Raw genomic sequence first — 24,370 nt, 5'->3', positions numbered from 1 at the left:
ACTGCACATGCGGAAAGCCATTATCCTCACCTGCGTCTCGCTATTGGCGCTTGCCGGTCAAGTACTGGCCGGCCAAGTGCTGGCCGGTCAAGTGCTGGCCAGCCAGGTCATGCGTGACGATCACGGCATCCGGATCGATACAGGCGCCGGTATCGTGTCGGTCGAAATGATGTCCGATCGCATCGCCCATATCCGGTTCGGGACGAAGGACTACGCCGGGAACTACAATCCGGCCGTCATCACGACGGCGAAGCCGGTTGCCTTTACGGTGTCGGAAGCCGCCGACACCGTGACGCTGGCCACTGCGGCGTTCAAGGTGCAGGTTGCGAAGACGGATGGTGCGGTCGGCTTCCTGACCCTTGATGACAAGCCCTTGCTGGCCGAGGCGGGGCGCGACCTCGGCCACGGCGTGACGCAGAAATTCGGCACGCCCTTCGGCGACCCGAATATCGTCTATGGCCTGGGCCAGCACCAGAATGGCCTGTTGGACTACAGCGGAACGACGGTCCATCTACAGCAGGCCAATCGCGACGTCGCAGTTCCCATGCTTGTGTCGCCTAAGGGATTCGGCATTCTGTGGAACAATGCGGCGGTGACCGACGTCGATATCGCCCTGCCGTCACAGCCGACCCTTGTCGTGCGCTCCGAGGCCGGACAGGGCGTCGATTACGATTTCATCTACGGGCCCGAGCTTGACGACGTCGTCAGGGGCTACCGCTGGCTTACCGGCGACGCGCCGATGATGGCGCGCTGGACCTGGGGCCTGTGGCAGTCGAAGGAGCGTTACCGTAGCCAGGCGGAGCTCCTCGCGGTGGCGGCGAAGTACCGGGCGATGAATGTCCCATTCGACGCCGTCGTCCAGGACTGGCAATACTGGCAGCCGGGACAGTGGGGTAGCCACCGTTTCGACCCGGCGCGCTACCCCGATCCCGCCGCCATGGTGAAGGCCTTGCACGATCAGCACGTGCACACGATCGTCTCGGTCTGGGCGCGCCTCGATCCCGGCAACGCCAATACAGCCGAACTGGATGCCGCCGGTGCGTTGTTTCCGAAGACCTACCCCAATGTCTACCCGGCAGGGCAGGGGCGTTGGTACGACGCCTGGAACCCGAAGGCGCGCGATCTCTATTGGCGCCAGATGATGCGGAACCTGGGCACGCTCGGCTTCGACGGCTGGTGGCTGGATGCCTCCGAAGCGGAACTGGGCGGCGACTGGGGCGAGATGCGGAGCGTCACGACGGCGGCCGGTCCCGGCGCGGAGGTCTACAACGCCTATCCGCTGATGCATACGGCGGCCGTCCACGACGGCATGGTACGCGATCAGCCGGACAAGCGCGCCTTCATCCTGACCCGGTCGGCCTATGCCGGCCAGCAGCGTAACGCTGCCATCACCTGGTCCGGCGATACAATGGGGACTTGGGACGTGTTGCGCCGGCAGGTCCCTGCGGCGCTGAATTTCAGCCTCAGCGGCATACCCTACTGGTCGGCCGACATCGGCGGTTTCTTCGGCGGTGACCCCAAGGACCCGGCCTATGCCGAACTCTTCACACGCTGGTATCAGTTCGGCGTCTTCAACCCGATGTTCCGCGTGCACGGCACCGGCGCGGGCAAGGAGCTGTGGGCGTTCGACGCGCCGACACAAAAAATCCTGCTGGACTATGACAGGCTGCGTTACCGGCTGCTGCCCTACATCTATTCGGCGTCGTGGGAGGTCACGAACCACCAGAGCACCCTGATGCGCGCGCTGGCGTTCGACTTCCGCGACGATACCGCGGCGCTCCATGTTGCCGACGAATATATGTTCGGCAAGGCGCTGCTGGTGGCGCCAGTGGTCCAGGCGAATACACACGACCGCGCCGTCTATCTCCCCGGCCGAGACACCTGGTACGACTTCTGGACCGGGAAGGCGCGGGCCGGGGGCAAGGTGGTCGTCGCGCCCGCGGATATCGCCACCATTCCGGTCTTCGTGCGGGCGGGCAGCATCCTGCCGCTCGGCCCCGTCAAGCCATACGCAGACGCGCGGTCGGACGCCCCGGTCGAACTGCGCGTCTATCCCGGACGCGATGGCGTCTACGAGCTTTATGACGACGCCGGCGATGGCTACGCCTACCAGCAGGGGCAACACGCCACGGTGCGTATGACGTGGTCGGACAGCGCGCATCGTCTCGACATCGCCGCGCGCCAGGGGACATTCGACGGCATGCCTGTGCGGCAGATCTTCACCGTGCGGTGCGGACCTGATGGAGCAATGCCGCAAACCGTTACCTATGCCGGCAGGCCGGTGTCGATCAGTCTGCCCGGATGTTCGGCTGCGAACTATTCCGCGCGATAGAAACGGATGCGGACGGCGGGCCGGTCGCTCAGGATCTCAAGCGTCCCGACCATGGCCGACTGGCCCAGCCACTGGTAGCGGCCGAGCGGCGGTTCGAACAGGGCGACGGTGCGCACGGGTTTCGACACGCCGTTCTCCGGTGGACACAGGGCGCCCTGGTTCAGGACATTGATGATCGCGCCGTCGTCGGTCTTCAGCATGTAGTCGGCACGCACCCCCCAGCAGCCGTCCGCCCGCTGCAACTGCCAGTCCCAGCCGCCCGGAACGAGAGTGCCGCGGATGCCCGGGCCTTCAAACGTCCCGCCGGTGATCGGGACGATATTGCGCGTGCCCAGCATGGTCTTGCCGGGCGACATACCGGTGCCGAGCGTCACCGTCTCTTCGAAGGCGAAGGTCAGCTTCGGCGCGTCGGCCGGCGTCTCGGCCGGGGCCGGCGTGGCGATGAAAAGCGTCAATCCGATAGCGATGGCGCGCAGCATGAAGTCTCCCGGGAATAGCGCCGCCGTGGTCGCGGCCTTACCTACAAGACGCGCGAGGCGACAAGTCTCGCAAGGAAAAGTCTGAGGAAAGGGCCGCCTCTTGCGTCTTAAGGAAAATGGCCGGAGATATCGGTCCGAAAAAAGGGAGACGCACATGACACTTGATTTCCGCTCCGCGACGGCGTGCACCGCCGCCGTCCTGCTGGTTTTCGCGGCACCGGCTTGCGCGCAGGTCCAGACCATAACGCCGCCCGCCGTCGCCGGCGCCAGGCCCGTCACGGTCGAAAAGATCAAGGTCCACAGCGTCTCGATCGAGGGCAATCTGGAGGGCGAGTCTCCCGACCGCGACGTCATCGTCTACCTGCCGCCCGATTACGCCGCGAACCCGAAGACGCGCTATCCCGTCGTCTACGCCCTGCATGGCTATTCCATCAGCAACGAGATGTGGACGCAGGAAATCAAGACGCCGCAGACGGTCGAGGGGGCCTTCGCGCTCGGCACGCCCGGCATGATCATCGTCGTGCCTAATTCGCGGACCCTCCACAACGGGTCCATGTATTCGAACTCGGTGACGACGGGCGACTTCGAGGACTTCATCGCGCACGATCTGGTCGCCTATATCGACGCGCACTACCGTACGATCCCGAATCGCCTGAGCCGCGGCCTGGCCGGCCACTCGATGGGCGGATACGGCACCATCCGCATCGGCATGAAGCATCCCGAGGTCTTTGGCGCACTCTATGCCATGAGCCCGTGCTGCCTGTCGGCGCGCGAGGCTCCGCAGCCCGCCATGGCCGCCGCGCTCGAGGCCGCGAAGACGCCGGAAGAGGCGACAAAGCTTGACTTCTTTTCGCGGGCGACTTTCGCCGCCGCGGCCGCCTGGTCGCCCAACCCGAAAAAGCCGCCGCTCTATCTCGACCTGCCGACCGACAAGGGCGTGGTCGATAAATCGGTGCTGGCGCGCTGGGCGGCCAATACGCCGCTGTCGATGGTCGACCAGTACGTTTTCAATCTCAGGCAATACCAAGCGATCGCCATCGACGTCGGCGACCAGGACGGGCTGAAAACCGACGCCGAGGCTCTGCACGTGCGCATGGACGATTTCGGCGTCAAGAACAGCTTCGAACTGTACAGCGGGACGCATACCAGCGCCGTCGCCGACCGCTTCCAGAACCACGTGCTGCCGTTTTTCGGCAAGGTGCTGAAGTTCCATTAGCAGGCTGCTGTTTTGTCGCGCAATGTGCCAAAAAGGGCGTCACACTTTTTGGGGACATTGCGCTCTGATTTTTGTTTTGTCGCGCAATGTGCCCCCAAAAAAGACGTCACACTTTTTGGGGCACATTGCGCTCTGGCGTTAGCGCTAACATTTTTCCTTAAAAGTGCAGGCGAATCCCAGCCGCCAGCCGGGTCTCGCTGGACGTGGCGCTGAGGAACTGTTCCTTGAAGCGGCCATGCGTCGAAAGGGGTTCGCCGAGCAGATTGGTGGCATAGCCATAAAGCTCGGCGGATTTCGTCACCTGGTAGCTGAAGGTGGCGTCGAGCTGGGTATGGGCATTGACGAAGGTAGGCTCGTACGCATCCTGGCTCTGCCCGATCTGTGACAGATAGCTGTCGCGCCAGTTCAGCGCTGCTCGCGCCTGCCACGGCCCACGCTCGTAATAGAGGACGAGGTTGGCGGAATTGCTGAGGCCCGCGACCGCCATGGTCTGGTCCACGCGACGGACGTCGAACGGCTTGTCCGTGCCGACCAGGGTGATGTTGCCCGCAAGACCGAAGCCACTGCCGCCGAGAAGGTGCTGGAAGGCAAGTTCTTCACCCGTGACGTTGGCGCTGCCGCCATTCTCCGGGCGGCTGATCACGAAGTTGGCGGATGTGTCGCCGGCGTCGGGGCGGGTGAAGTCGCTGCCCGTCGACGGATCGAGCACGCCGTTGATCGGCGCGACATAGGTGTTGGTGGCGATGAAGTCGTCTACGTGCTTGTGGAACAGGTTCAGCGACACGTAGGACGACCGCGAATAGTACCATTCGACGGTCAGGTCGAGATTGTCGGAAAGATAAGGCCGCAGGTAGGGATTCCCTTCCTGCGCGGCGAAATTGCCGGGGCGGGTGAAGGTGATGCTGCGCGTCGGGTTGAGCGACGAGACGGGCGGCCGCGTCAGGGTCCGCGACAGCCCGAGCCGCGTGGTCACCGCGTCGGACAGGTCGAGCCGGAAATCGACGGCCGGGAGCCAGTAGGCGAAGTGGTTCCGGGCCTGCTTCGCCACTTCGGGACCATAGACGGAATTTTCGAGGGTCAGATCGACATAGGTCAGGCCCACCAGGGACTGCTCGGTCCCGTAGGATGCGAGATGCGTGGCCTCGTAACGCAGGCCGCCCGTCGTGGTAAGCGGCATCCCGAACACCTCCGCGCGGTTGCGCGCCTCGATGAAGCCGGCTGTGGTCTGTTCGCGGACGCGGTAGCTGCTGAGCGCGTCGACCGGTTGAAGCGATTGCCCTGACGCCTGCTCGTACACCCGCGCAACGGCGTCGACGTCGTAGCGGATAAGCCGCGGCGGCAGCAGGGCGGCATTGGCAAATCCGTTGATGAAATCGGACGGCCGCGTAATCTGGTCGGTGAACAGGCTGTCAGGCAGGTCCGGCGTTGCCGGGTAGCCGCAATAGAGGCACATCACCGAGACATCGTTGACCTGACGCACATTCTTCAGGCGCTGAGTAAGGTCCAGTCCGGATCGCATGCGCCAGCCGTTACGCTTCCACTCGACGTGCAGGCGCAACTGGTTGATCGTATCGTGGATGTTGTCGGCCTGACGCGGCAGGATGTGCGGCCGCATCATCGACGGGTCGAGATAATCGTTGCCGTTGCCCGGCGGCCCTCCGTTCTGGACGCGGCCGGGAAGGCGCTCATTGTAGCGCAGGATGTAGGGCAGGGCGTCGTGGCCCTGGCCGAGAACGAATTGCGACTGGTTCGCGTAGCCGACATCGGCGGAATTCATCTCGATTTCGCCGTGCGGGTTCTGCACGGACGAAGCGCTGTTGGCCGACACCGTCAGAGTGAGGCCAGGCTGCGCGTGCCACGACAGGTTGGCGCCGGTCGACAGGTTGACCGTGCGCGTCCGGTCACGGGCGGCGTCCACGTCCATGGCATTGAGCTGGTAATAGTCGACGACCGTCCCGTTGGCATTGGTGCGGACGTTGGCCGTCGTCGGATCGTTCGTGGTGAACCAGGTCCCCAGCGACGCGGTGTCTATGGCGTCGAACAGGTCGGAATACTGTATGTGTCCGCCGATCTCCAGGCGGTCGTCGGGACGGTACTGTACGACCAGGCGGCCATTGGTGCGGGTACGGCGGACGTCCTGCATGCTCATAAGCCAGCTTTGCGGCGTATAGATGTGGCCGGTCGTATTCAGGCCGTCGTCGACGACGCCCGGCGCGTAGACCGTATCGCGCTTCCATGCGGAAATAGCGACACTGTTTTCGTGCGTCGTAAAGGACTGGCGGCTGAAGGAGGCGAGAATGCCGAGTTTACCGCCAAGGAATTTTTCGCTGACCAGACCGCCGGCAACCGGTTCGGCGTGCGCCGACGTGCCGCTGTCGACCGTGGCGGCAAGCGTGAAGGCGGCGCGATTGCCCGGATAGTCGAAGGGTTGCGGCAGCCGGATGTCGATCGTGGCGCCGATCCCGCCGGACGGCATGTCGAGCGCCGTCGTCTTGTAGACGTCGACGGCGCCGATGAAGTCAGCCGACAGGTCGTTGAAGTTGAATTCGCGGCCGGTATTGCGCGACGGCATCAGGTCGCCGTCCATCAGCACCGTGTTGAATTCCGGTCCAAAGCCGCGCACCGTCACCTGGTAGCCTTCGCCGTGCGACCGGCTGATCGAGACACCGGGAACGCGCTGAAGCGATTCCGCGAGGTTGGCGTCCGGAAACTTGCCGACATCGTCGGCGACGATGGTGTCCACCACATGGTCCGCCGAGCGTTTGCGCGCGATCGACGAAATCAGCTTCTGCCTGAGGCCAAAGACCGTGACCACGGCCGGCGGCGCGGCCGGCGCCGTGACGACAGGCGCTGCTGGCTTGCGGACGACGAGGAAAACGTTCTGCTGCGTAAGCCGGAAGGTAAGGTCCGTACCGGCCAGGAGCTGTTCAAGCGCTGCCTCGCGCGGCATCATCCCGGCTATCGCAGGGCTTCTCCGTCCGGCGGTGAGATCGGGCGCAAACAGGACCTGGGTCCCGCTCTGAACGCTGAAACCATTGAGCGAGTCTGCCAGGGGCGCGGCCGGCAAGTTGAAGCGGAAGGCCTGCTCGGACGCGGCAACGGGTGTCGCAGCCAAGGCGAACACCGGCGCGCACACGCCAAGCCAGGACCAGTTCCGGTCCGTCCTTCGCCTCATTCCCGTTCTCTACCCTGTTTTTTGTTTTGTCGGGGTATTTGCACCCAGGTGCATTATGACGATGTTCTGCGATTTCGCAGCATCTTTGTCGCCGTGCCGGTGCCGATGTCCTTGGCTTTGTTGCGAAAATATAACGTTTCCGCCAGTGAAACCGTGTGTTTGCAATGGTTTGCCGATGGAATGGCCGGGCTATGGCATTTTTTTGAAAAAAAAGTCCTCCGGCGATGAGGGAAACGCCGCCTTGTGCGTTTTCAATTATCGGTCACAGCTTTACGGACGTGCAATAGACTGAGGATTTCGCCGAAAGTCGCTACATCCGCAATTGCGAAACCAAACTCCAATAAGATGGGCCCGCTTACAAGGGCCTGGCACAGGGACATGTCGGTTCAGGATCGGAACGCAATCGTTGAAGACCTTGTCAGGGAGTACAGGGATGCCTTGACGCGCTTCTTCGTCAGGCGGACCTCGGATCTGACCGAAGCCGAGGACCTGACGAACGAACTGTTCTTCCGCCTGATCCGGCGCCTGAACCGCGAGCCGGTGGAAAATCCCCAGGCCTTCCTGTTCCACGCGGCGGCCAATCTCGTCAACGACCGGCACCGCCGGTTGAAGTCCAGGCAGATGTACGCCGCGACGAACCCTGACGCGAAGGGCGACGGCATTGAGGATATTTCGCCGGAACGCGTTTTAGAAGGAAAGCAGGCTCTGCAGTCGGTCATGCGGTTACTCGACGGCGTCGATAAACGCACCCGGGATGTCTTCCTGCTCCACCGTGTTCACGGCATGAAGTACGCCGAGCTCGCGCAAGCCTATGGAATTTCTGTCAGTTCAGTTGAGAAGTATATTATGAAGTGCCTGGTCCAGATCGCAAAACATTCCGGGGACAAGGCTTAGACCATGGCTCAATCCGACCGCGATGCCCTTTACGAAGAGGCCGCCCTGTGGTGGTCGCGACGCCATGAAGCCGGGCCTGAGGTACGCGGCGCGTTTGCGCAGTGGCTTGCCGCCGATCCGCTGCATGCGGAAGCCTTCGACGCCATCGAGCGCGCCTGGGAAGCCTTTGGGGACGCCTTGCCGGACGCCGATGAGATACTCGGCGACGCCGCAGGAGCGCCTTCGGTGCTGGCGGCGCGCCGGGCGTCCCGCCCGGTATCGCGCCGCTGGTTCGGCGCGGCCCTTGTGGGGACGGCCGCCGCAACCGGAGCCGGTGTCTTCGTCTGGCAAAAGAGCCGAACCGAAACCTACGAATTCACGACCGGCATGGGTGAACGCCGGCGCGAGACCCTGGCGGACGGGTCCAGCGTCGATCTCGACGCCAATTCGCATCTGCGTGTCGAACTCAACGGCTGGACACGCAAGCTCGACCTCGTCAAGGGCCGCGTCCTGTTCGACGTCGCCAAGGACGCTGACCGCCCCTTCGTCGTCACCGCGGCGACCGAAACCGTCACCGCGCTTGGAACCCTCTTCTGGGTCGAAGTGCGCAATGCCGAGACGACGGTTTCCCTGATCCGGGGGCGGGTCCGCGCGGAAACCGCGGGTGACAGCCTCGAGCTGGCGCCGGGCGACCTTGTCGCCTTCGGCGGCGGGCGGCGCCTTCGCCTGGCCCACGGCATTGACGCCACGGGTACCCAGGCCTGGCGCACCGGCCGGCTGGTCTTCGACAATGAGCCGCTTGCCCGCGTGGCCGAACGCATGAACGACTACAGCGCCGACAAGATCATCCTGGGCGACGCAAAGGCAGGGTCCATCCGGATCAGCGGCAGCTTCCTAGCCGGCCAGACCCAGGCCTTTATCGACGCGCTCGAAACCTATTACGGATTGTCGGTTTCGCGCTCCGGGCAAGGCCTGACGGTCCGTTCCAAGGGACATCCGCAGGCATGACGCACGCGATCGAAAAGCTGGTGATCGTGGGCGGCGGGACCGCCGGCTGGCTGACCGCGGGCATTATCGCGGCGCGCCACCAGGGCCGGATCAAGGCGGGCAGGTTCAGCGTGACGCTCGTCGAGTCGCCCAATGTGCCGATCATCGGGGTGGGCGAGGGGACCTGGCCAACCCTGCGCTCCACGCTGGAAAAGATGGGCGTTTCGGAAACCGCCTTCTTCCGCGAATGCGACGTGGCCTTCAAACAGGGCGCCAGGTTCGCCAAATGGACGACCGGGCGCGACGACGATTTCTACTACCATCCGCTCATGCTGCCGCAGGGCTTCGCCCAGGTGAACCTGGCGCCGCACTGGCTGGATGGATTGCAGGACCGCAGCTTCTGCGACGCCGTGTGCCCGCAGGGAGAACTGTGCGAAGACGGACTGGCGCCCAAGACCATTACCACGCCGGAATACCAGGCGGTCGCCAACTATGCCTACCATCTCGACGCCGGCAAGTTCGCGCCCTTCCTGACGCGGCACTGTACGGAAAAGCTGGGCGTACGGCACGTTCTGGCCGATGTCTCCGGCGTCAACCTGGCGACGACGGGGGATATCACCAGCATCGACACCAAACAGGCCGGCACCATCTCGGGCGACCTGTTCGTCGACTGCACCGGCTTTTCATCGCTGCTATTGGGCGGCGCGCTCGGCGTGCCGTTCCGCGACTGCGGCGATATCCTGTTCTGCGACCGGGCGCTGGCCGTGCAGGTGCCGTACACGTCGGAAGACGCCGCCATGGCCTCGCATACCATCTCGACGGCGCAATCGTCCGGCTGGATATGGGATATCGGCCTGCCGGTCCGCCGCGGCACCGGCCACGTCTATTCCAGCCGCCATACCAGTGACGAGCAGGCGGAAGAAGAGCTGGCGCGCTATGTCGGCCCGGCCATCAAAAGCCTGTCGGTTCGCAAGATCACCATCCGCTCGGGCCACCGCGAAACCTTCTGGAAAAATAACTGCGTCGCCGTCGGCCTGGCGGCCGGCTTCCTCGAACCGCTCGAGGCCTCGGCTATCGTATTGATCGAGCTGTCGGCCAAGCTGATCGCCGAACAGATGCCGGCGTGCCGCGAGGTCATGGATATCATCGCGGCGCGCTTCAACGAAACGACCCATTATCGCTGGGGCCGGATCATCGATTTCCTGAAGCTGCACTATGTGCTGACCAAGCGGACGGACACCGCCTTCTGGCGTGACAATGTCGATCCCGACACGATCCCGGATCGGCTGAAGAACCTTCTACATTTGTGGAAATATCAGTCACCCTGGTATTTCGACGAGTTCGACCGACTGGAGGAGGTCTTCCCTGCGGCCAGCTATCAGTATGTGCTCTACGGCATGGGCTTCCGCACCGAGGTTCTGCCCGAGGACAATGCCGCTACCGAAATCCTGGCGCGCCGCCACATCACGGAGAATGTCGCGGCGACCCAGCGCCTGCGGACCCAGTTGCCGAAGAACCGCGACCTTATCCGCAAGATCCACGAATACGGCCTGCAGCCGATTTAACCAGAGCGAGAAACGCCCCGTGACCAATATCGTCGTGCTGAATACGGAAGCTCATAAAGGCGTGCGCGTACGCGCCAAGGCGTCGGCGCGTCTTGGCGACGGCGAGCGTTTCGTGCCCGTCGTCGTCGGCGAATTCGGCCTGCTGGCCGTCCATTATCCGATACTCCTGTCGAAGGACTCCGAGACTGGCGCCTTCTATGCCGGTGCCATGCTCGGCTTCGACGATCATGAAAACCTGTTCCTCGACGAAGCGAAGGGCTTCGACGCCTATCGGCCGCTCAACCTCCAGCGCGCGCCCTTCTTCGCCGCCGGCGACGAACTGGCGATCGACCTCGACAGCCCGCGCGTCACCGAGAGCGAGGGCGAACCTCTGTTCGACGAGGGCGGGACGCCGACGGCCTACCTTCAGGGCATCATGAACGCGTTTCGCGAATTGAAGCCCGGCATGGAGCGGACGAAGCGCTTCATAGAAACGCTCCTGGCCCTCAAGCTGGTCGAGACCGTGACCCTGGATCTCGCCTTCGACGACGGCACCCGCCGCATCACCGAAGGGCTGTACACCATCGACCAGGACGCCTTGCGCGCCCTGCCGGACGACGCGGTCGTCGACCTTTTCCGCAAGGGATACCTGCAACTCATCTACCTGATGATTGCGTCGCTGAAGCAGGTGCCGGTCCTGGCGCGGCGTAAGAATCTGAGACTGCTCGAAGCCTGATGGGCCGGGGCATGCGCGAGATCATCGGCCGCAGTGTCCTGGACGCGGACGCCTTCCGTCGCGAAGTATGCCTGCCTTGTCAGCCCGTGATCCTCCGGGGGCTCGTCGCCGACTGGCCTGCGGTGGCCGCCGGTCGTGCACCGCAGGCGTTTCGCGACTATCTCCTGTCGTTCGACAATGGCGGCCGCATGGACGCCTTTGTCGGCGATGCGGCGATCGCCGGAAAATACTACTATGGCGACGGCCTCAAGGGCTTCAACTTCGAACGCCGGCCGATGCGGTTCGGTGACGCCGTAGAGGCCATCGTAAACGGCCTGGACGGCAAGACGGTCTATGCCGGGTCCGTGCCGGCCGACGACTTCCTGCCGGGCTTCAGCGCGCAGAACCCGATGCCGTTCGTGCCGCCGGGCAGCGGGCGAATCTGGCTTGGCAATGCCTCCAACGTTTCGTCGCACTACGACACGCTCGACAACCTGGCCTGCGTCATTGCCGGCCAGCGACGCTTCACACTCTATTCTCCGGCGTTGACCACAAAGCTCTATGTCGGCCCGATCGACAACACCATGGCGGGACAACCGGTCAGCCTGGCAGCGTCGCTACCGGCCGATCCCGCACGGTTCCCCCAGTTCGAGCGTATACGCGGCCAGGCCGTGGTCGCCGAACTCGAGCCCGGCGACGCGCTCTATCTGCCCAAGCTGTGGTGGCACCAGGTCGAGGCGACGGCGCCGGTCAACGCCCTGGTCAACTACTGGTGGGACGGATTCGCCGCCGGCCCCGACGCGCCCTATACGGCCATGCTGCTGGCCATGATCGCGATTGCCGAACGGCCGGCAGCCGAGCGCACCGCCTGGCGCGCCTTTTTCGACCATTATGTCTTTCGCCCGAACGGCCACCCCCTGGCGCATCTTCCGGAAGAGCAACATGGGCTTCTCGGCCCGCTGAAGGCCAATTACGGCAAACTGCGCGCCCGCGTCATGCATCTCCTGCGCGGCGGTTAATCTGCGATGAACACGCCTTCGGACCGCCGGCTTCGCAGCATCGTCATCGTCGGTGGCGGCACCGCCGGCTGGATGGCGGCCGCGAGCCTGGCCCGCTATCTCAAGCCGCTCGGCACTGCGATCCGGCTGATCGAGTCGGAACAGATCGGCACGGTCGGCGTCGGTGAGGCGACCATCCCGCCGATCATGCAGTTCATCCGTAGCCTCGGCATAGACGAAGACGAACTGATCCGCGCGACCAGGGCGACCTTCAAGCTCGGCATCGAATTTCGCGACTGGACGCAGGCCGGCAGGCGCTACGTCCATCCCTTCGGCCAGGCCGGGTACGACATGGAGGGCGTGCCTTTCCACGCCTGGTGGCTGAAGGGCGGGCGTCCGGGCCGGCTGGAAGACTATTCGCTGATGGCGACGGCTGGCGGGCAGGGCCGGTTCATGCGGCCTGTCGCCAAACGGCATTCCCCGCTCGAAGGCATCACCTATGCCCTGCATTTCGACGCAGGCCTGTTCGCCCGCTACCTGCGCACCTATGCCGAACAGCGCGGCGTCGTGCGTACCGAAGGCAAGGTCGTCGAGACTGTGCTGAAACCCGACAATGGCTTCATCGACCACGTCGTGCTCGATAGTGGCGAAAAGGTAGCCGGCGACCTGTTCATCGACTGCAGCGGCTTTCGCGGTCTGCTGATCGAGGATGCGCTGAAGACCGGATATGACGACTGGACGCACTGGCTGCCATGCGACCGGGCGCTGGCCGTGCCGTCACCGCGCCTGGCGCAGCCGCCTTCGCTGACGGCTGTCACGGCACACGAAGCCGGCTGGCAGTGGCGTATCCCGCTGCAACACCGCACCGGCAACGGCTATGTCTATTCCAGCGCCTTCACCTCGGACGAGCGGGCGCGCGACGTCCTGCTGTCAAACCTTGAGGGCGGTGCTCTTGCCGATCCTCTTGCTCTGCGTTTTACGGCCGGGCGCCGCAAGCGGGCCTGGGAAAAGAACTGCGTCGCGCTTGGCCTGGCCGGCGGCTTTCTCGAGCCGCTGGAATCGACCAGCATTCATCTCATTCACCGCGGCATCGCGCTTCTGCTGACGCATCTTCCCGACCGCGATTTCGAGCCGGCCGATACCGTGCGCTACAATTGTATCGTCAACGCCGAATACGAACGAATCCGCGACTTTTTGCTGCTGCATTACGCATTTACCGAACGCAGTGACGCGTTGTGGCGGCATTGCCGCAACCTGCCCATGCCCGACAGCCTGAAGGACAGGCTCGACCTGTTTCGCGGCTACGGACGCATTGCCTCCGAACCCCAGGAGCTTTTTCCGGTGCAGAGCTGGCTCTATGTGATGATGGGGCAGGGGATAACGCCGCGCAGCCACGACCCCATGGCCGACCGGCTGGCGCCCGGCCAGATTTCGCAGGCGCTTGGCGAACTGAGACAGGTCGTGCGCGCCTGCGCTGACGCCATGCCGGACCACGCCGCTTTCATCGCCGGGACCTGCGCCGCTTAGGGCAAAAAAAGGAGGCCGCCAGGGGTGACGGCCTCGAGTTGCACCAGGGAAGGTGTTCAGCAGGGAGAAAGCAGCGGCGCCAATAGGGTGCGCCCGAATATATACGCGGCGGACGCCGGGGCTGTGGGAATGCAGCCCCGGCTTCCTTTTTAATAGTGGTAGCGGACACCCAGCGTCCAACGTTGGCCGTAGTCGTACAGATCGAGGATCTGGTCCTTGAAGCGGCCATGCGATGTCAGGGTCTGGTTAGTCAGGTTCATGCCTTCCAGATAGACCGTGATGTGCTTGTTGATGTCGTAGCTGGTGGAGATATCGACATTGGTGCCGGCATTGATGAAGGTCGGCTCGGTCCCGAACTGCGAGACGTTCTGCGTCTGGCCGAAGTGGTCGAGATATTCATCGCGCCAGTTGACGGCGACCCGCGCCTGGAAGCCCTTCTTATCGTAGAAGGCGACCAGGTTGGCCGAGTTGGCCAGGCCCGTGACCGCGAAGCCCGAAGTCGTCAGATCGTTCGGGTCGTAAGGCTTGTCGGTATCGACGAAGGTGGCGTTGGCCTGCAGGCCGAAGCCGGTCTCGCCGAACACATGCTGCCACGCCAGTTCGACGCCGCGCACCTGGGCCGACGGTCCGTTGACCGAAGTCGACAGCGCGAACTGCGCCAGCTTGTTGGTCGTCGGATCGATCGTGCCGTTGATCGACTGGGTCACCGTCTTGGTCACGATGAAGTTGGTGACGTCCTTGGTGAAGGCGTCGAACGCCAGGTACGACATCTTGTCATAGTACCACTCGGCGCCCAGATCGAGGTTGTCCGACAGGTACGGCAGCAGCGTCGGATTCCCGCCGCTGGCGGTCAGCGCGTTGATGCGCTGGCCCTGGCCGACATTGAGGTCCGGCGTCATGGCGCTGAGGCCCGGACGCGTCAGGGTGCGCGAGGCGTCGAAGCGCAACTTCAGGGTATCGGTCAACTGGTAGTTCAGGTCGATGTTCGGCAGCATGTACCGGTAGTGGTTCTTGACCGAAAGCGTCTGGGTCGGTGTGTAGGCCAGGTCGAAAGCCGTCGGGTCGTGGGGTTGGATGGTCATGCTGACGGGCAGCTTGCCGATACCCTGCGACAGAACATGCGTGTCTTCATCGCGGACGCCGAGATTGACGGTCAGCGGCCGGCCGGCGAGTTGCAGCTCGGTATTGAGCGAGATGAAGGCGGCCATGGTCTTTTCCTGGACGCGCTGCACGCTGCCGCTGCTCAGTTCGATCTGGAACGGTCCGTTCTTCTGGGGATCGCAGCCGCTGGTGCAGGACGGATCCACGCTCTGCAGGTAGTTGAAGACGCCCAGGCCGTCGAACATCGGGATGGATGCCGGCAGGTTGCTGTTGCCGTCCCAGCCGCGGATGAAGTTCGAGGTGCTGAAAGAGCCGGTGAGGTACTGCGCCGGGATCATCACGCCGCCGGAGTGGGGCAGGGGCGAATTGGCGACATTGCTGCCCGAGGCCGGGCCGTAACCGGCATAGGACTGCCAGTTGCCGTTGTCGAAGTCGCCGTAATTGGCCATGTCCTGGGTTTCGTCGACATAGTGGGCGCCGAACTTCAGGTGCAGGTTGTCCTCGTCCCAGGTGCCCAGGAACTTGGTCTGGTTGACGGTGTCATGGTTGCGCTGGCTGGTAATGACGACGACGTGCGAGCCCAGGATGGTCGGATCACCGAAGCGGGCATGGTTGTTGTTCGGGCCATATTCGGTCGTGTACGGCACCGTCCCGTCACCGACGCCGGCGACGCCGGTATTGTTGGTCAGCGGGCCGCCATAACCGATGTCGCCGCCGATGCCGTCGAGTTCACCGTTCGGGTTGCGCCAGGATTGGGCATTGTCCGTGTCGAATTCCAGCTTCAGCTTGTCGTTCACGGTCCATTTGACGTTCAGACCGATCTCGTTGTTGCGGTAATGGGTGTAGTTGGTGTTGCTGTCGATATCGGTCGGCGAATTGGCCTGGGTGAAGCTCGAAATCGTGCCGTCGGGCGTCTGGGTGACGTTCTGCAGCGAGCCGCTGTTGAACCAGATGGCGTAGCCGTACTGATGGGCGGTCGACCAGTTGCGCGAATAGTCGTCGTTCAGCGTGATCAGCCAGTTGTCGTCGGGGCGCCACTGGAAGACCAACCGGCCGTCGACGCGGTGTTCGTCATTGGTTTCCTGGAAGACACCGTAGTCTTGCGTGAACCACGCGGGAATCGAACCGGTCGTCGAGGCGCCGGCCGGAGCGCCGGCCAGTTGCGACGGCGCCAGCAGGAAGCCGCCCCAGCCCTGGTTCTGCACGTGGTTGGTTTGCGTCTTCAGGTCGGAATAGGCGATGTCGGCCAGGACGCCGAACTTGCCGCCGGCGAAGGTGTCGGAGATCAGCACGCCGCCATTCGGCGAAGCCTTGCCCGATTTGTCGTTCTGGTTCGCCGACGCGGTCGCGGCGAAGTGGAAGCCGGGACGGTCCATCGGCTTCGGGTATTTGATGTTGATCGTGGCGCCGATGGCGCCGGACGACAGCGAGGCGTCGGGCGTCTTCAGGACGTCCACTTCGCCGACGAAGTCCGCGCCGACGCCGCTGAAGTCGAAGCTGCGGTTGCCGTTGCCGGCCGAGGCCTGGCGGCCGTCGAGCAGCGTTTCGTTGAAGCTGGGGCCGAAGCCGCGGATCGTGACCTGCGACGCCTTGCCGGTCGATGTGCGGCTGATGGTGACGCCGGGAATGCGCTGCACGGCGGCGGCGAGGTTCGAATCCGGGAACTTGCCGATGTCTTCGGACGAAATGGCATCGACGACGCCGACGGCCTTCTTCTTGACGCTCATCGCCTTCTGCAGCGATCCGCGGATGCCGGTGACGACAACCACCTGGCTGTCCGAAGCCTGCGTCTGTTGAGCCATGGCGGCGCTGGCCGTCACAGCCAGAGCCAGGGCGGAAATCGATGCGCCCAGATGGAGCACCGCTTGGAAGCGGGGCGTTTTGGAGTGTTTCATTGCGTGTTTCCTCGACCCTCGAAGTCCCTGTTTTTGTCCCGCGGGCCCAGGGTCCAGGTCCGCGTTCAATGACAAAAACGGGCATGGTCGAAAAACACTCAGACAATTTGTTATCGCTCACATTGAGTGAGGATTTTTTGCAACAGCCGAGGAGTGAGCGTTCCGTTCACGCGGCTGAGGGATTTGCCGGCTGCTGCGTTTTTTAAGGCAAAACAGGAATGCCACGGGCTTCACGGCCGCGGCGGCCAATGACAAAATAAAAAGGGTATGCCATGGAAAATCAGCATCGTTTTCAGCGCGGCCTAAGCCGGCGCCATGCCTTGATCGCGTCTGCCGCCGGATTCGGCCTTGGGCTGGCGGGGAGAGCGGATGCTGACGCGGCGCGTCCCGGCGGCGTTGAGGATGCCGGCTGCGCGACACCGCCCGGTGCGATCGCCAAAACCCGGTACGGGCGCGTGCGGGGCTACGTTCAGGACGACGTGCTTCACTTCAAGGGGGTGCCGTATGGCGACGATACCGGCGGCGCCAACCGCTGGCTGCCCGCCAGGCCGCCCAAGCCATGGGACGAACCCTGGCCCGCGCTGGCCTACGGTGCCAACTGCCCGCAAACCCTTCATACTTTCCGCGCGATCGAGCATACCTTTCTTCAGCAGTGGACCGATGGCTTCCAGGGCGAGGACATGCTGAAGCTCAACATCTGGACGCCGGCGTTGAGCGGCAACCGGCCGGTCATGGTCTATTTTCACGGCGGCGGCTTCAGCTTCGGCTCGTCCTATGAGCTGGCATCGCACGACGGCGCCCGCATGGCGCGCGTCCATGATGTCGTCCAGGTCTCGGTGAACCATCGGCTGAACGTGCTCGGCTTTCTCGACCTGAGGGACGTCGGCGGATCGGACTACGAGGACTCGGTCAATGTCAGCATGACGGACCTGACGGCAGCCCTGCAATGGGTTCGCGAAAACATCCAGAATTTCGGCGGCAATCCCGACAACATTCTGATTTACGGTCAGTCCGGCGGCGGCTCCAAAGTCACGACCCTGCTGGGCATGCCCTCCGCCAAGGGCCTGATCCATCGGGCGATCGCCCAATCGGGCGGAGGCGGAAACATCCCCAGCGCCGAACAATCACGAGAGTTTGCCCGCGAAGTCGTGAAGGACCTCGGCATTGCGCCGAAGGACATGGCGGCATTGCAAAAAATGGACTGGGCCACCCTGTTTGCCGCAGGCAACCGCGTCGCCGACCGCATCAGCGGTCCGCGGGTCATGGGACCGCTGGGACCGGGGCCGGACGCCGGCGCCGTACCGCGCGTCGGCTGGGCGCCGACGCTGGATGGCCATCTGATTACCGTGCGGTCCTTCCAGGACGCCGCCCCCGAAGCAGCGAAGGACGTACCCGTTATCTTCGGCAATGTCAGCGAAGAGGGGATGAGCTTCAGCCAGAACCCGACCGAGGCGCAATGGCGGGAAAAACTGGCCGCGGCGCTTGGCGCCGGCAAGGCCGATGCCCTGGTCGATGCGATGAAAAAAGCCCATCCTGAAAAGGCGATCCGTACCCTGTCGTACGGGGTCGGGGGGCTGGCCAGCCGCAATCGCGTGCAGCACATGGTCAAGCTCAAACACGAGCAGGGCGCCGCGCCCGTCTATCAGTATCATTTCCAGTGGCAGTCGCCGCAGCTCGATGGCGTTGCCGGCGCCTGGCATACGGCGGATCTCGCCTTTTGCTTCGACAATACGCGGCTGTGCGCGCAAGGCACCGGCGATACGCCGGAGGCGCGCGTGCTGGCCAGCCGCATGGCCGGCGCCTGGGCGGCGTTTGCGCGCACGGGCAATCCCAGCCAGCCCGGACTGGAATGGACCGCCAGCGACCCGGTCAAATGCCAGACCATGGTGTTCGACAACCGCTCCCGCATGGAAAACGACCCTGAGGGCGATGTCCGGCGTATACTGCTGGGATAAGCTTTTAAAAAAGAAAACAGGCCGGCGCGGTGAGGCGCCAGGGCCAATTGGGAGACCGCAATGACCATCGAAATGCCGAAGATGTCCCGCCGCAGCGCGCTTCTGGGGGTTGCCACGCTTGGCGCCATGACCGCCTTGCCGGTGGGGGCGGCGACTGCCCCGACGCTGGGCGCGACGATCGCCGCCGCCACGACGGGCGCGCCGATCAACCCGTTCATGTACGGCGGCTTCATCGAGCATATCGGCGACCTGATCAACCACAGCCTGTGGAGCGAGGTGCTCGACGACCGTAAGTTCTTCTGGCCGGTCAATTCCGAGCCGGTGCCAGGACCGGCAGGCGGCAATCCGATGCGCACCCAGTCGAACAAGTGGCATCCGACGGGCGCCGATGCGACGGTCACCATGGATACGGCCGGCGCTTACGTCGGCGCACATAGCCCCGTCGTACACGTGGCGGGCAGCCCTGCCGGCATCGGCCAGTCGAAGCTGGCCCTGGCGCGCAAGGACTATGTCGGTCGCGTCGTCATCGCCGCCGAGCCCGGCGTGTCGGTCTCGGCCACGCTGATCTGGGGCGGTGGTGCCGACCAACGGCTGAGCGTGAACATCCCCGCGTCGGGCGCTTGGTCGACCGTGCCGCTGAAATTCGCCTGCGGTGCCGACACCAAGGACGGCCGCATCGAAATCACCGGTACGGGTACCGGCACCTTCCGCGTCGGCGCGGTTTCGCTGATGCCGGCTGACAATGTCGGTGGTTTCCGCGCTGACATGATCGCGTTGATGCGTGAGATGGACTGCCACCTGATGCGGATGCCGGGCGGCAATTTCATCTCGGCCTACGACTGGCGCTACACGGTCGGCGATCCCGACAAGCGCCTGCCGATCATGGATCCGGTGTGGCACGCGGTCCAGCCCAACGACGTCGGCGTGGATGAGTTGCTGCACATGGCGCAACTGATCAATGCCGAGCCTTACTGGTGCATCAGTACCGGGTTTGACGAACCGCGCTCGGGCGCCGAGATCGTCGAATACGTCAACGGTGCCGCCAGCACGGAGTGGGGCGCCAAGCGTGCCGCCAACGGCCACCCCGAACCCTGGAAGGTCAGGTACTGGGACGTGGGCAACGAGATGTACGGCCACTGGCAGATGGGCCATATCGCCCGCGAGCAGTACTATGTGAAGCATAACCTGTTCGTCGACGCCATGCGCGCGGTCGATCCGTCGATCTATATTGCGGCGCCGGGCGGGTTCGCCGACGAGATGACGACCGGGCAGGGCATCTTCATCGCCGGTCAGCCCAAGGTCGAGATCGGCTCGGACCGCGACTGGGCCTACGGCATGTTCCAGAACTGCATGGGGCGTTTCGACGCCCTGCAGACGCACGCCTATCCGGCGGAGAACAAACATTACGACTTGGAGACCGGCAAGCTGGTCGATATCCAGCAGCCGCTCAACGAATGGTCGCGCGCCATGGCGCAGCGCATCCAGACCATGGCCGACTGCTGGGAGGCCTACAAGACGCATTTCCCGGACCTCAAGGCCGGCAAGGTCAAGGTCTTCTTCGATGAGTGGGCCTATCATTTCCAGCCCGACCTCAAGGGCTCGCTTGCAATCGCCATGGCGTTGCACGAATTCTACCGCCATACGGATTTCATCGACGCTGCCGCCTATACCATGGCGACGGCGTGGATGGATTTCGACCGCACCAACTCGGTGATCAGCGCCAAGGGCCGGGTGTTCCAGCTCTACAACCAGCACTTCGGCGTCATCCCGGTCGCCGTCAGCGGAAATTCGCCGGTGCCTGGGCCGAAATATCCGATCGGCGGCGATCAGCCGAGCGTCAATACGGGCAGCGCGACCTGGCCGCTCGACGTCTCGGCGGCATTGACGCAAGATCGAAAGGCGCTGATCGTCGCCGTGGTCAATGCCACCGAGCAGCCGCAGAGTCTGAAGCTCGACGTCCAGGGCTTCAAGTCAGGCCGCAGCGGCCGGTCCTGGCGGCTTACCGGGCCGAACCTTGATGCGCAGAACCGCGTAGGCGCCGCACCGCAGGTCGGCATCGAGGCGCGCACCTTCAATCCGCGTGTCGGCACAGTGTCTTTGGCGCCGATCAGCGTCGAACTGTTCGAATTCCGAACCGTTAACGTTTAGACAATCGGGTAGGGCGCTATGCCTCGAAATTGAGAACGACGATGTCTCAGGCGGCGGCGAACGAACAATCCGACCAGACGGCCGGCATAAAATTCACGCGGACCCATGACGCGCGGAAGTAACACGTTTGATCTGTCGGTCGACGCCGCGAGTAAAATATTTCGCCAGCAATTTTCCAGTGAAAATTGCTGGCGATGTACGCTGCAAATGCCGCAAATCCACGCCGTTTCTGGCGTGAATTTGGTTTGCCTACGGTGCGCTTACAAACGCTGGGTAAGCCAGAACTGCCATTCGATTTCCCATAAGATATATTAGGCGTGAAAGCGCTGTAGCCACCAGTTAGAAATGGCGCCCTCCAGCATTTTCGTGAGAGGCGCTCCAAGTGACGTTTCACATCATCCGTTCCTGAGTTCCAAGATGCAGCGCGCCATCAAGGTAGTCCCCGCTTCGTCGGCTTCCAGGGTGTCCACAACGCGCTCGACGACTTGTTGAAACTTGGTGTCGTTGACCAGGCCATGACCGAATTGCTCGGCCAGGATATTCTGGATCAGGGCGCGCCGCAGCTGGTGGTCGTCGACGGCTTCCGTCGCGGCCAGCGCCTTCAGGCTGGCCACCCAAGAGGACTTTGCCTCCGTGCCAGACCCCTTGCGCCGCGTGGAACGGGTCTTTGAATGGTCCAGTATGCGCTGGCGCAGAATCATCGCCAACTGATCGACCTGAGATATCGGATCCATTGTTCACACCTGGGCGCAGTGGCCGCCTGAAACTTTAATGCCGGGTATCTTTGAAGCTATACTGTTTCAACAGGAAGTGGGCACCGGACTCGACTTCTTCCTGCCCCCCGTGTTCGCTCGGCCGGTTGAGAATCTCCTGGATGAGAATCGCCATATTCCGGTTCAGCGGGGGCAATTCAGTGTTCCGTTCGATCCCGGCCTGGAGCCGCGTGACCGCCTCGTCGAACCGGCCCGCCACCATGGCGCCCAGACCTTCAACGAACAGGCGCAGGGGATGTTCGGCCGGCAGGTTCAGCAGCGGCGCCAGAACGGCGTGGGCGCCGGTCGGGTCGCCCGACGTCAGGATCAGAAATCCCAACTGGAAACGCGCAATGGCGAAGTCCGGTGCCAGGTCGACGGCCGTCTGCATAGCGACCCGCGCTTCGTCGTAGCGCTCCAGTCCCGCCAGCACCGACCCCCGCATGAAGGGCAGCCTGGGATCGCTCGGGTAGTCGAGGACCAGTTCGTCCAGGCGTAACAACGCCGCCTCCCCGTTGCTTTCCATCAGGCTCAGCACGGGTTCCAGAAGGTCGGCGGGTGTCATATCGCTCCGGGTCGGCACATCGTCATTTTTCAAAGATAAATCCCCCTCCGCTATACAGCCTCTCCCGCAGGGTTGTGAGAGAAGATCTGTGGATTTGTGAAATTCGGCCCTTGCTCAATTCCATGATTTTGGAAATCTGATCGAAGCTGAGACCATTCAAGTAATGATATGTTATCACCAAGGTCTGCTGAGGCGGCAGTTTCGATACCTCGTCCTTGAGCGCCCCTATCAGCTGCTTCCAGGCCAGGCTGTCGTACGGTGAGGCGCGGGTATCGGCGGCATCCTCGTCCATATAGAGTCCGCTGCCTTCCAGCATGAAGCCCAGCGCCAGTCCGGTCGCCATCTCGATAAGAGCGGCCATGGCCGCCGGAGCCTCGAGCACTTCGGGCTTTTCGACCGTAAGGGACTTCAGGCGCTCCGCCCTCACCCGCCTGCGGTAGGACAGCTGCTCGCGCAACTCGCTCATATGGGAAAGGCCGTCAAGGATACTGCCGGATATGCGCCGGCGGGCGAAGGGGCGAAAGCCCACGCCACGCTCCGGATCGTACCGGTCGAGCGCCTCAAGCAGCCCCGTATAGGCAAGCTGGCACAGGTCGGCAAACTCTATATCGCCGCTTTTCCGGTCAAGGAAGTGCCTGGCCGCGATCTGACGGGCGAAGGTGTGATGAAGATCGAACAGCTTGCGGCGCGCGGCTGCGGAGCCGCTGGCGGTGAATTCCCGCCACAGAGCGGCTTCCCCCTCGTCCTGGTCCTCTGGCCGGTTCTCTGGCCGGTTCTCTGGCCAGTCTTCCGGCAGGGCTTGCGGACTTGCGGCGATGTTATCGGAAGCTGCCAACGACCCCCTCTAAGACAAGACTCCACCCGTCGATCATCACGAACATGAGCACCTTGAGCGGCAGCGACAGTGTCGACGGCGGCACCATCATCATGCCAAGCGACAGCAGAATGCTGGACACCACAAGGTCGATGAGAACGAACGGCAGCAGGATGACAAAGCCGATCTTGAACGACACCCGCAGCTCGTTCAGCATGAAGGCGGACGCCAGCTGCATGGTCCCGACATCGGCGGCCTTCCTCGGCAGCGGTTGCCGCGACATGTCGTAGACAGCCTTGATGTCCTGGTCATGGACCTGCCGCAGCATGAAGGTGCGCAAGGGCTGGCTACCGTGATCGAGCGACTCCTGCATCGAGGCCGTGCCGTTCAGGAAAGGCTGTAGCCCGTCCGTGTTCACCTTTCCCAGGACCGGCGACATGATCAGCATGGTGAGGAACAGGGCCAGGCTGACCAGCACCTGATTGGGTGGCGTTTCAGGCATGCCGAAAGCGTGCCTGAGCATGGAGAGGACGACGACGATGCGCAGGAAGGGCGTCATGCAGATAACCAGGGCCGGGATAAGCGCCAGCAGGCCGAGCACCAGGGCCGTGCGCACGGCCTGGGTCGTATCGGTGGAATTGATGGCCGGCGCCGACGCCGGAGGCGGTGCGGCGGCCGCAGCCTTTCGCACGGCCGGCTTGGCGTCGTCGGGGACCGCGGCGGAACTCGCGCTGGAGTCGACCAGGGCCGTGGCCTGATATCCGGTGACTGGAATGGCGTTCATGGCGGAAGCCGCCAGGGGAAAAACTCCGGCCAGCACCAGCCCGGCGAACATCAGGGGGTACAACAGCCATTTCATGACGGGATCCCGCTCTTGCCGGGCGCGTCGGGATCGGCAACAAACGCGCCGTGCGGGCTGGTGACGATCACCAGAGTCTTGCCGTCGCATTCCATCAGGTTGACCTCGACCTGATAGCCGAGGCGGACCGTCTCGACCAGCTTGAGGCGCCCCGGCGCCTCGGCCGCCGGCAGCGCTGCGAACCGGAAGTTCGCCACCAGGCGACGCCAGTCCGGCGCCGTCCTTGCGGGCGCGGGCCCGGCCCCGGTCCGCATGCGGTAGCGCAGGGCGAAGGCCCCGGCGGCGCCCAGGGCGCAGCAGAACAGCAGCGCCCCCACGATCCGCCATGGCGATACGTCGTGACTGGGCGCAAGACCGAGGGTCTGGGCGCGCGCCGGCAGGGCCATGGCGCCGCCCGCAAGGACCACCATGACATTGCGGAGACAGGGGCGCGGA

Annotated in this window: 18 protein-coding genes; 10 read left to right on the top strand and 8 right to left on the bottom strand. The window is 63.6% G+C overall.

The features are described 5' to 3' along the window. Positions 1-7: 7 nt before the first annotated feature. Positions 8-2,332 (top strand): glycoside hydrolase family 31 protein, encoded by a 2,325-nt coding sequence (locus AB8717_RS20590; RefSeq protein WP_443751398.1) that lies wholly within the window; start codon positions 8-10, stop codon positions 2,330-2,332. Here AB8717_RS20590 and AB8717_RS20585 read toward each other — a convergent pair. Continuing rightward, positions 2,317-2,811, bottom strand: coding sequence for a DUF3237 domain-containing protein (locus AB8717_RS20585; protein WP_443751397.1), 495 nt, complete (start codon positions 2,809-2,811; stop codon positions 2,317-2,319). The two genes, AB8717_RS20590 and AB8717_RS20585, sit on opposite strands and share 16 nt — an antisense overlap. A gap of 154 nt (positions 2,812-2,965) precedes the next feature. On the opposite strand from AB8717_RS20585, the gene AB8717_RS20580 reads away from it, so the two are divergent. Continuing rightward, a complete protein-coding gene (locus tag AB8717_RS20580) occupies positions 2,966-4,027 on the top strand; it encodes an alpha/beta hydrolase (RefSeq protein ID WP_443751396.1) in 1,062 nt (353 codons plus the stop codon). 157 nt (positions 4,028-4,184) lie between these two features. Here AB8717_RS20580 and AB8717_RS20575 read toward each other — a convergent pair whose 3' ends face one another. Further along, positions 4,185-7,202 carry a TonB-dependent receptor gene (locus tag AB8717_RS20575; protein WP_443751395.1) on the bottom strand — a complete coding sequence of 1,006 codons (3,018 nt, stop codon included), beginning with the start codon at positions 7,200-7,202 and terminating at the stop codon, positions 4,185-4,187. 378 nt (positions 7,203-7,580) lie between these two features. Here AB8717_RS20575 and AB8717_RS20570 point away from each other — a divergent pair, with 378 nt between their 5' ends. The 6 genes from AB8717_RS20570 to AB8717_RS20545 are packed head-to-tail and all read left to right on the top strand — an operon-like array spanning position 7,581 to position 13,846. Continuing rightward, a complete protein-coding gene (locus AB8717_RS20570; protein WP_443751394.1) occupies positions 7,581-8,096 on the top strand; it encodes an RNA polymerase sigma factor in 516 nt (171 codons plus the stop codon). A 3-nt stretch (positions 8,097-8,099) separates the two neighbouring features. Then, positions 8,100-9,083, top strand: coding sequence for a FecR family protein (locus AB8717_RS20565; RefSeq protein ID WP_443751393.1), 984 nt, complete (start codon positions 8,100-8,102; stop codon positions 9,081-9,083). After that, positions 9,080-10,627 (top strand): tryptophan halogenase family protein, encoded by a 1,548-nt coding sequence (locus AB8717_RS20560; RefSeq protein WP_443751392.1) that lies wholly within the window; start codon positions 9,080-9,082, stop codon positions 10,625-10,627. Before AB8717_RS20565 ends, AB8717_RS20560 begins: the two co-directional genes overlap by 4 nt. A 19-nt stretch (positions 10,628-10,646) precedes the next feature. Further along, the gene (locus AB8717_RS20555) at positions 10,647-11,342 is read left to right on the top strand and encodes a SapC family protein (RefSeq protein WP_443751391.1); all 696 of its coding nucleotides are present in this window, start codon (positions 10,647-10,649) and stop codon (positions 11,340-11,342) included. Positions 11,343-11,353: 11 nt separating this feature from the next. Continuing rightward, positions 11,354-12,340 (top strand): cupin-like domain-containing protein, encoded by a 987-nt coding sequence (locus AB8717_RS20550; RefSeq protein WP_443751390.1) that lies wholly within the window; start codon positions 11,354-11,356, stop codon positions 12,338-12,340. Positions 12,341-12,346: 6 nt separating this feature from the next. Beyond that, positions 12,347-13,846 carry a tryptophan halogenase family protein gene (locus AB8717_RS20545; protein WP_443751389.1) on the top strand — a complete coding sequence of 500 codons (1,500 nt, stop codon included), beginning with the start codon at positions 12,347-12,349 and terminating at the stop codon, positions 13,844-13,846. A 149-nt stretch (positions 13,847-13,995) separates the two neighbouring features. Here AB8717_RS20545 and AB8717_RS20540 read toward each other — a convergent pair whose 3' ends face one another. Further along, the gene (locus tag AB8717_RS20540) at positions 13,996-16,842 is read right to left on the bottom strand and encodes a TonB-dependent receptor (protein ID WP_443751388.1); all 2,847 of its coding nucleotides are present in this window, start codon (positions 16,840-16,842) and stop codon (positions 13,996-13,998) included. A 320-nt stretch (positions 16,843-17,162) separates the two neighbouring features. Here AB8717_RS20540 and AB8717_RS20535 point away from each other — a divergent pair, with 320 nt between their 5' ends. Together AB8717_RS20535 and AB8717_RS20530 are read left to right on the top strand one after the other, a co-directional pair. Next, positions 17,163-18,797 carry a carboxylesterase/lipase family protein gene (locus AB8717_RS20535; RefSeq protein WP_443751387.1) on the top strand — a complete coding sequence of 545 codons (1,635 nt, stop codon included), beginning with the start codon at positions 17,163-17,165 and terminating at the stop codon, positions 18,795-18,797. Between the two features lie 60 nt (positions 18,798-18,857). Then, a complete protein-coding gene (locus tag AB8717_RS20530; RefSeq protein ID WP_443751386.1) occupies positions 18,858-20,945 on the top strand; it encodes an alpha-L-arabinofuranosidase in 2,088 nt (695 codons plus the stop codon). Between the two features lie 395 nt (positions 20,946-21,340). Here the strand turns inward: AB8717_RS20530 and AB8717_RS20525 are convergent, their stop codons facing one another. Genes AB8717_RS20525 through AB8717_RS20505 form a run of 5 tightly spaced genes read right to left on the bottom strand, consistent with a single transcriptional unit; the run spans position 21,341 to position 24,345 of the window. Next, positions 21,341-21,679, bottom strand: coding sequence for a hypothetical protein (locus AB8717_RS20525; protein ID WP_443751385.1), 339 nt, complete (start codon positions 21,677-21,679; stop codon positions 21,341-21,343). A 34-nt stretch (positions 21,680-21,713) separates the two neighbouring features. Next, complete coding sequence (locus AB8717_RS20520) at positions 21,714-22,295, bottom strand: tetratricopeptide repeat protein (protein WP_443751384.1); 582 nt, start codon at positions 22,293-22,295, stop codon at positions 21,714-21,716. Further along, a complete protein-coding gene (locus tag AB8717_RS20515; protein WP_443751383.1) occupies positions 22,285-23,097 on the bottom strand; it encodes a sigma-70 family RNA polymerase sigma factor in 813 nt (270 codons plus the stop codon). Before AB8717_RS20515 ends, AB8717_RS20520 begins: the two co-directional genes overlap by 11 nt. Next, the gene (fliP, locus tag AB8717_RS20510) at positions 23,081-23,935 is read right to left on the bottom strand and encodes a flagellar type III secretion system pore protein FliP (RefSeq protein WP_443751382.1); all 855 of its coding nucleotides are present in this window, start codon (positions 23,933-23,935) and stop codon (positions 23,081-23,083) included. The genes AB8717_RS20515 and fliP overlap by 17 nt, the downstream gene beginning before the upstream one ends. Next, a complete protein-coding gene (locus AB8717_RS20505; protein ID WP_443751381.1) occupies positions 23,932-24,345 on the bottom strand; it encodes a hypothetical protein in 414 nt (137 codons plus the stop codon). Before AB8717_RS20505 ends, fliP begins: the two co-directional genes overlap by 4 nt. Between the last annotated feature and the right edge of the window lie 25 nt (positions 24,346-24,370).

The sequence above is a fragment of the Asticcacaulis solisilvae genome, from assembly GCF_052327315.1.
Taxonomy (GTDB): Bacteria; Pseudomonadota; Alphaproteobacteria; order Caulobacterales; family Caulobacteraceae; genus Asticcacaulis; species Asticcacaulis solisilvae_B.
The sequence above is the reverse complement of the archived record's forward strand: the minus strand, read 5'-3'. Positions and strand labels throughout refer to the sequence as shown.

What these genes read in the sequence shown, in the direction of transcription:
- AB8717_RS20550 (WP_443751390.1), top strand. Translation starts at nt 11,354, where the DNA reads ATGCGCGAGATCATCGGCCGCAGTGTCCTGGACGCGGACGCCTTCCGT.
- AB8717_RS20540 (WP_443751388.1), bottom strand. Translation starts at nt 16,842, where the DNA reads ATGAAACACTCCAAAACGCCCCGCTTCCAAGCGGTGCTCCATCTGGGC.
- AB8717_RS20565 (WP_443751393.1), top strand. Translation starts at nt 8,100, where the DNA reads ATGGCTCAATCCGACCGCGATGCCCTTTACGAAGAGGCCGCCCTGTGG.
- AB8717_RS20525 (WP_443751385.1), bottom strand. Translation starts at nt 21,679, where the DNA reads ATGGATCCGATATCTCAGGTCGATCAGTTGGCGATGATTCTGCGCCAG.
- fliP (WP_443751382.1), bottom strand. Translation starts at nt 23,935, where the DNA reads ATGAAATGGCTGTTGTACCCCCTGATGTTCGCCGGGCTGGTGCTGGCC.
- AB8717_RS20590 (WP_443751398.1), top strand. Translation starts at nt 8, where the DNA reads ATGCGGAAAGCCATTATCCTCACCTGCGTCTCGCTATTGGCGCTTGCC.
- AB8717_RS20545 (WP_443751389.1), top strand. Translation starts at nt 12,347, where the DNA reads ATGAACACGCCTTCGGACCGCCGGCTTCGCAGCATCGTCATCGTCGGT.
- AB8717_RS20585 (WP_443751397.1), bottom strand. Translation starts at nt 2,811, where the DNA reads ATGCTGCGCGCCATCGCTATCGGATTGACGCTTTTCATCGCCACGCCG.
- AB8717_RS20530 (WP_443751386.1), top strand. Translation starts at nt 18,858, where the DNA reads ATGACCATCGAAATGCCGAAGATGTCCCGCCGCAGCGCGCTTCTGGGG.
- AB8717_RS20570 (WP_443751394.1), top strand. Translation starts at nt 7,581, where the DNA reads ATGTCGGTTCAGGATCGGAACGCAATCGTTGAAGACCTTGTCAGGGAG.
- AB8717_RS20575 (WP_443751395.1), bottom strand. Translation starts at nt 7,202, where the DNA reads ATGAGGCGAAGGACGGACCGGAACTGGTCCTGGCTTGGCGTGTGCGCG.
- AB8717_RS20505 (WP_443751381.1), bottom strand. Translation starts at nt 24,345, where the DNA reads ATGGTGGTCCTTGCGGGCGGCGCCATGGCCCTGCCGGCGCGCGCCCAG.
- AB8717_RS20580 (WP_443751396.1), top strand. Translation starts at nt 2,966, where the DNA reads ATGACACTTGATTTCCGCTCCGCGACGGCGTGCACCGCCGCCGTCCTG.
- AB8717_RS20560 (WP_443751392.1), top strand. Translation starts at nt 9,080, where the DNA reads ATGACGCACGCGATCGAAAAGCTGGTGATCGTGGGCGGCGGGACCGCC.